Origin of the sequence: Roseiarcus sp., from assembly GCF_052145395.1 — a bacterium.
Lineage (GTDB): Bacteria > Pseudomonadota > Alphaproteobacteria > Rhizobiales > Beijerinckiaceae > Roseiarcus.
The window spans coordinates 1-5,533 of the sequence record NZ_JBKQOT010000503.1; the positions used below are offsets into that span (position 1 = coordinate 1).

The following is a 5,533-nucleotide window of genomic DNA, read 5'->3' on the forward strand; positions in this document are numbered from 1 at the left end:
GAGGCGGTTCTGGGTTTCCTGCGCGAACACGTCCCCAGACGATGGCCAGAATTTCGCGCTTCCGTCACGGACAACTTCCGCGTCATCGATCCGAAAAATTTTCGGGTTGTGACCTGAGCAGGGTATACTTGCGCGAAGGGGTAGACCGGAACCGGATCGCCGCTGCGATGCAGGTATTCCTCGACTCGCCGATGGCGATCTCGGCGACCGAGATCTTCAAGCGCCATCCGGAGTCCTGCGCGCCGGACTTTGCGGACAGGCTTCGCCGGGGCGACGACCCACTGCGGCCGCCGGGACTTCATCTCAGCCGGGAAACCGCCGACTCGATTGCGATCAACCGGGTCACCGGCGGCGCGGTCATTCTCAGGGATGTGCACCGGCGGCCGAGTGCTCCACCACTTGCGCCATAACCTCGGACGGCCGGCATCGGCTGCCGTGTTCGTCGGCTACGCGTCCGAAGGAACGCTTGCGCGCCGGATCATCGACGGCGCATCGGAAGTCACGATTGGCGACGACCGGATTCGGGTCCGGGCGCGCGTTCACACCATCAACGGCTTCTCGGCCGATGCCGATCAGGCGGGGCTCATTGCTTGGCATGCGCGGACGAACGCCAGGCGCACCTTCCTGACCCACGGCGAAGAGCCGGACATGCGCGCCTTCGCCGCCAAGCGCGGCGGCGCGGCGGTCGAAATGCCGACGATGGGACAGAGTTACGAGCTGTAATCGGACGGCGGACTCTTTGATGCCGTCGCCGCCGTCCTCGGAAATCCCACCGTCTGTCCGAACAGCGGCCGCTGGCGCTCGCTTAAGGCCAGCGCGGCCGCGAGGGCCGGCCGATCGCAGTTGTGGAACCAAGCGGCAAGGCCGCGCGAGGCGGTGAACAGATAGACGTTGCCGGCGATGAGGCCGGTGTCGACATAGAAGTAGGACTTCTCGACTTCCGGGTCGTGCAGCCCGGGCTCGTCGAAGCCTGCAGTGTGCTCGAGCTTGTCGAGGTCGGCGACATAGACGAGCCGCGCCGGCGCATTCGATCCGCCCGCGCCCTGCCGTGCGCTGAGCGCAATGCGGCGGTGATCGCCTGCCGCGACGGGCCGGAGGCGATGCGCAGTCGGGTCATAGAGATAGGCCCCCGCGCTGAGGACGACATAGACGTCGACCTCCTGGGAGTTGCTGGCGGAGGGGGCGGTGCGGCCCGAGACGCCGAACGGGCCGTTCACGCGATTGACGCCACAGGCCGCCCACAGAAGGTCGCCGAGAAGCTGCGGCGGCAGCGGTTCGTCGCTGAACTCACGCACCGTGCGCCGCTGGCGAAAGGCTTCGCCGAGCGAAAGGCCGCCATCGAGCTTCGGCTCGGGCAGCGCAATCGGCTCAAGGTGGACGACGTTCGGTTCGCGATGGCCCGTCGACATGATCCTGTCCTCATTCTCCGGTCACGCGGGATAGCCGACCGTCTGCGCGAAGGTCACGAACTGCCCTTCCGGCAGGTTCATCGCCGCGCCGAGCTTCGCCTGATTGGCGGAGCCGCGGAACACGGTCGCGAGCCCCTCCGAGGCGCAGAAAAGATAGACGTTCTGTCCGATGAAGCAGGCGTCCGCCGAAGCGAACAGGCGTCGCTCCTCCGGGCCGACGTCGGTCATCCGCTCGCCGTGGGCGACATAGATGAGGTTCAGCGGCGCGGCACCGACGAAATCCTGGGTCCCGCTCAAGGCGCGAAGGTCGTCCTTCTGACGCAGGAGGAGGGCCTGCGCCTTCGGGTCGTAGAGCCACACGCCGTCGGCCATCGCGGCGTAGATGTCGATGACCATGATGTGCCGCCAGTAAGGCGCCGTGCGGTCGCCGCTCGGACGATTGACACCGTCCGCCGCCCAAAGCAGGTCCGACAGGACTTGCGGCTCGAGCGGGCGGGTGGAATAGGCGCGGGTCGAGCGCCTGAGTTTCAGTGCGTCGATCAGCGGCATGCCGCCTGTTGCGCGCGGAGGCGGCAGCGACCGCGCCGCCGCCTCCGCCTCCTGCGCCTGCGCTGTTCCTCGCACGCTCATCGCCAATGCGGTTGCGGCCAGCCCGGCCGCGGCCTCGCGTCGGGTCAACATGATGAAACTCCTCTCATCAGGACGCGGCCGCCAGGATCGCCCGTTTCACCAGCGCCTCGAACATCGGCGCCTTGTAGGCGTTCCCGGAGAGCGGCGTTGCGCCGTCGAGCGCCAACCGTCCCGCCGCGGCGGCGGCGTCGGCATCGATCCTCTTGCCGGTCAGCGCCGCCTCGGCGGCGCGCGCGCGCCATGGCGTCGGCGCGGCGGCGCCGAGCACGATCGACGCGCGCCGGCAGGCGCCGCCGTCGGAAAGATCGAGAACGACCGCGACGTCGGCGAGCGGCCAGTCGAACGATTCCTTCTGCGCCAACTTCATGTGCTTCATGCTGAGGCCGGCCGACGGCGGCAGGAGGACGGCGATGAGAAGCTCGCCCTGCCTCAGGTCGTTCTCGCGCTGGACGTCCCTGTCGGGGCCGATGAAGAAGTCTTCCAGCGCGACCCGGCGTGTTCCACCGTCCGCATCGGTCAGCTCCGCCTCGGCGCGTAGGGCGACGAGCGCCGTCGCGGAGGTCGACGGATGGACGATGGCGCAGAAGCGGTTGTCGAAGATGGCGTGATAGGCGTTCTCGCCGGCTATGGCGTAGCAATGGCCGCCGCCCTTGCGCAGGCAGCGGAACTCTGCCAACCGGAAGTACCAACAGCGCGGGCGCTGCAGCAAATTGCCGCCGAAGGTCGCCGCGGCGCGGATCTGCGGGCTCGCCGAACTGCCCGCCGCCTCCGCGAGCGCGGGATAGCGCCCGCGGATCGCCGGGTCCTCGGCGAGGCGCGCGAGCGTGACCATCGAACCGACGCGGAGCCCGCCTTCCGGGGTCGGCGCAATCGCGTCCAGGCCCGGAACGGCGGCGAGACTCGTCACCTCGGCCGGCGCGAGCAGGCCCTCCTTCATCAGATCCATCAGGTCGATTCCGCCCGCCTTGACGATCCGCAGATCGTTGAGGCCGGCGCCGCCGTCCGGCGCCAGCATCGCCTCGGCGACGAGGCTCGCGGACGCGGACGCTTGCGCGACGGACTGGGCCTTGCCGAATGCAAAGTTGCGCATGGGATCAGCCTCTTCCTGGAATCTTGCCGAGCGCGGCGAGGACGGCGGCCGGCGTCATCGGCAGCGACCGCAGGCGGACGCCGATCGCGTTATAGACGGCGTTCCCGATCGCCGGCGCGGTCGCGATGTTGGCGGGCTCCGCGATTCCGTAGGCGTCGGTCGCGCTGCGCCCCTGCAGGTTCTCGAGCACGACGACGTCGATCGCCGGAACCTCCCGAGGGCCCACGACCTTGTAGGCTTCGAGATTGGCGTTGACCATCCGGCCCGTGGCACGGTCGAGCACGCGGTTCTCGTACAGCGCGTAGGAAAGGCCCATCAGCACGCCGCCCTGGATCTGGCTCTCGAGCAGCAGCGGATTCATCGGCCGGCCGCAGTCCTGCACCGCGACGACTCGCTCGACCCGGATGATTCCGGTCTCCGTGTCGACGGCGACCTCGGCGAACTGCACGCCTCCGAGGTCCTGCTGCGCCTGCGCGGCCTCGCCCATGACGCGGCGGAAGCCGCCGTAGTCCTCGCCGCGACTCTCGGTGACCGAGAGCGTGTCTCCTGGGATCAGGGCTGCCGCCTCGGCGAAGGTCATGCCCCGCCGCGGCTCGCTCCTGGTCTCGATCCGCCCGGCGCGCGCAACGAGGTCGTCCGGCGCGGCGTTGAGCTTCAGCGCGGCCTCGACGAACAACTTCTGCAGGAGCTTCCAGGCCGCGACGCGCGCGGGCGGCGTGATCGAGGCCGTGGTGCGACTGCCGTAGGACGGCGGCCCCAGCGGATAGTTCGTGTCCCCGAGGCGGACCGTGACCTGATCAGGGCTGAGGCCGAGCGTTTCGGCGATGGTCTGCGCGATGACGACGCCGACTCCGGTCCCGATGTCCTGGACGCTCGACAAGGCTTCGACCGAACCGTCCCGGGCGATACGAACCTCGATGAAGGAGTAGGTCTGGACATTCGCGCCCCACAGCGACTGCGCCATGCCCACGCCGCGCTTGATTGGCCCGGGATCGGCGCCCGGGGCATGCCGCGCCGCCCAACCAATCCGTTCTGCGCCGATGCGCCGCTCCTCGCGACGCACCAGGCTTGGGTCTATGCGCTCCCGCAAAGCCAAGGGGTCGACGCTGAGACGTTCCGCGAGTTCGTCGACCGCGAGCTCCATCCCCCACGCGCCCGGCGTGTTGCCCGGCGCGCGCATGGCGCTCCCGGGGCCGGCGTTGGTAAAGACGTCATATTGCGCCGACGCAAAGTTCGGGCATTGATAAATTGACTGGGCGAAGGAACCCACTCCGGCGTTGAGGCCGACGCCAGCCGTGCCGTGGCTCTCGACGGCGATGGCGGTCAGCGCGCCGTCGCGCCGCGCGCCGATCCGGATTCGCTGATGGACCGACGGGCGGTTCCCGGAATCGGCTTGCTCTTCGGGCCGGATCAGGGTGAGCCGCACCGGCGCGCCCGCTTGGCGTGAGAGCGCCACGCCGAGCCGCCCGTAGTTGCCGAGCGTCGATTTCGAGCCGAAGCCGCCGCCCATGCCGTCCACGACGACGCGCACCTTCTCGAGCGGCAGGTCGAATGTCCTCGCAAGCTCTCGTCGGACGCCGGTCGTGAACTGGGTCGAAATGTGGACCGTCAGGCCGTCGGGACGCCAGTCGGCGACGAGGCCGTGCGGCTACAAACAGCAGTGGGTCTGCGCATGCGTGCGATACTCGCCGTCGACGACGACGTCCGCCTCGGCCAAGCCGCGCTCGACGTCGCCGCGGCTCGCCAGCATCGGCCCACGCACGTTGCCTTCAACCGGAAGACCCGCCTGCGCGATGAGTTCGCCCGCCGACCCGCCCGGCGCGGCGCCGGGAGCGTAGACCTTCGCGGACTCAGGCCTCCGCGCTTCGTCGAGGTCCACGACGAAGGGAAGCGGCTTGTAGTCGACTCGGATGAGGCGAAGCGCCTCCTCCGCCGCGGCCATCGACGTCGCGGCGAGCGCGGCGACTGGCTGGCCGACGTAGCGGACGACAGCCTGCGCGGGATCGTCGAGCGGGATCGCGCGAACGATCGCACGCACCCGCGGGTCTCTTTCGGCCGCCTTCGTATCGATCGCGCGCACCTCGGCGTGCGCGTGCGGCGAGCGCAGAATGCGGCCGATGAGCATCTTTGGCGGCGCGACATCGACGGTATAGCGGATTGCGCCCGTGACCTTCGCCCGGCCGTTCAGACGCGGATACGGCTTGCCGATGACCGAGAGCTCGGCGTTCGGTGGTAGGGGCGGGGGCTCGGCGCCCGGGATCTGGCGTTCAACGGTGCCGAGGCCCGCGCCGGCGATCCCGGCGGGAAAGATCTCGGCCCGCGTGGCGCTCGTATCGGCCATGGCTCAGCCCTTGTTCGCCTGGGCGGCGACCAGCGCCGCCGCAACCACGTGCGGATAGCTGCC

At 69.3% G+C, this 5,533-nt stretch carries 6 protein-coding genes and 2 pseudogenes; 2 read left to right on the forward strand and 6 right to left on the reverse strand.

The features are described from left to right. Positions 1-167: 167 nt before the first annotated feature. Positions 168-420: pseudogene (locus ACLP25_RS17270) on the forward strand (MBL fold metallo-hydrolase); the annotation flags it as partial. Positions 421-435: 15 nt separating this feature from the next. Beyond that, the gene (locus tag ACLP25_RS17275) at positions 436-723 is read left to right on the forward strand and encodes an MBL fold metallo-hydrolase RNA specificity domain-containing protein (protein WP_442470416.1); all 288 of its coding nucleotides are present in this window, start codon (positions 436-438) and stop codon (positions 721-723) included. On the opposite strand, the gene ACLP25_RS17280 is transcribed toward ACLP25_RS17275, so the two are convergent. The 6 genes and pseudogenes from ACLP25_RS17280 to ACLP25_RS17305 all read right to left on the reverse strand — a co-directional run bounded on the left by ACLP25_RS17280 (position 711) and on the right by ACLP25_RS17305 (position 5,470). After that, positions 711-1,409 (reverse strand): SagB/ThcOx family dehydrogenase, encoded by a 699-nt coding sequence (locus ACLP25_RS17280; RefSeq protein ID WP_442470412.1) that lies wholly within the window; start codon positions 1,407-1,409, stop codon positions 711-713. The genes ACLP25_RS17275 and ACLP25_RS17280 overlap by 13 nt on opposite strands. Before the next feature lie 21 nt (positions 1,410-1,430). Beyond that, a complete protein-coding gene (locus ACLP25_RS17285; protein ID WP_442470413.1) occupies positions 1,431-2,090 on the reverse strand; it encodes a nitroreductase family protein in 660 nt (219 codons plus the stop codon). A gap of 16 nt (positions 2,091-2,106) precedes the next feature. Continuing rightward, positions 2,107-3,129, reverse strand: coding sequence for an FAD binding domain-containing protein (locus tag ACLP25_RS17290; RefSeq protein WP_442470414.1), 1,023 nt, complete (start codon positions 3,127-3,129; stop codon positions 2,107-2,109). Positions 3,130-3,133: 4 nt separating this feature from the next. Then, positions 3,134-4,192, reverse strand: coding sequence for a xanthine dehydrogenase family protein molybdopterin-binding subunit (locus ACLP25_RS17295; protein WP_442470417.1), 1,059 nt, complete (start codon positions 4,190-4,192; stop codon positions 3,134-3,136). Between the two features lie 27 nt (positions 4,193-4,219). Further along, positions 4,220-4,765, reverse strand: a pseudogene (locus ACLP25_RS17300) (molybdopterin cofactor-binding domain-containing protein); the annotation flags it as partial. Positions 4,766-4,777: 12 nt separating this feature from the next. After that, positions 4,778-5,470: a hypothetical protein gene (locus tag ACLP25_RS17305; RefSeq protein ID WP_442470415.1), complete on the reverse strand. Its 693-nt coding sequence runs from the start codon at positions 5,468-5,470 to the stop codon at positions 4,778-4,780. Positions 5,471-5,533 lie beyond the last annotated feature (63 nt).

Excerpts from the sequence above, each read along its gene's own strand:
- ACLP25_RS17280 (WP_442470412.1), bottom strand. The coding sequence starts at position 1,409 with ATGTCGACGGGCCATCGCGAACCGAACGTCGTCCACCTTGAGCCGATT.
- ACLP25_RS17290 (WP_442470414.1), bottom strand. The coding sequence starts at position 3,129 with ATGCGCAACTTTGCATTCGGCAAGGCCCAGTCCGTCGCGCAAGCGTCC.
- ACLP25_RS17285 (WP_442470413.1), bottom strand. The coding sequence starts at position 2,090 with ATGTTGACCCGACGCGAGGCCGCGGCCGGGCTGGCCGCAACCGCATTG.
- ACLP25_RS17305 (WP_442470415.1), bottom strand. The coding sequence starts at position 5,470 with ATGGCCGATACGAGCGCCACGCGGGCCGAGATCTTTCCCGCCGGGATC.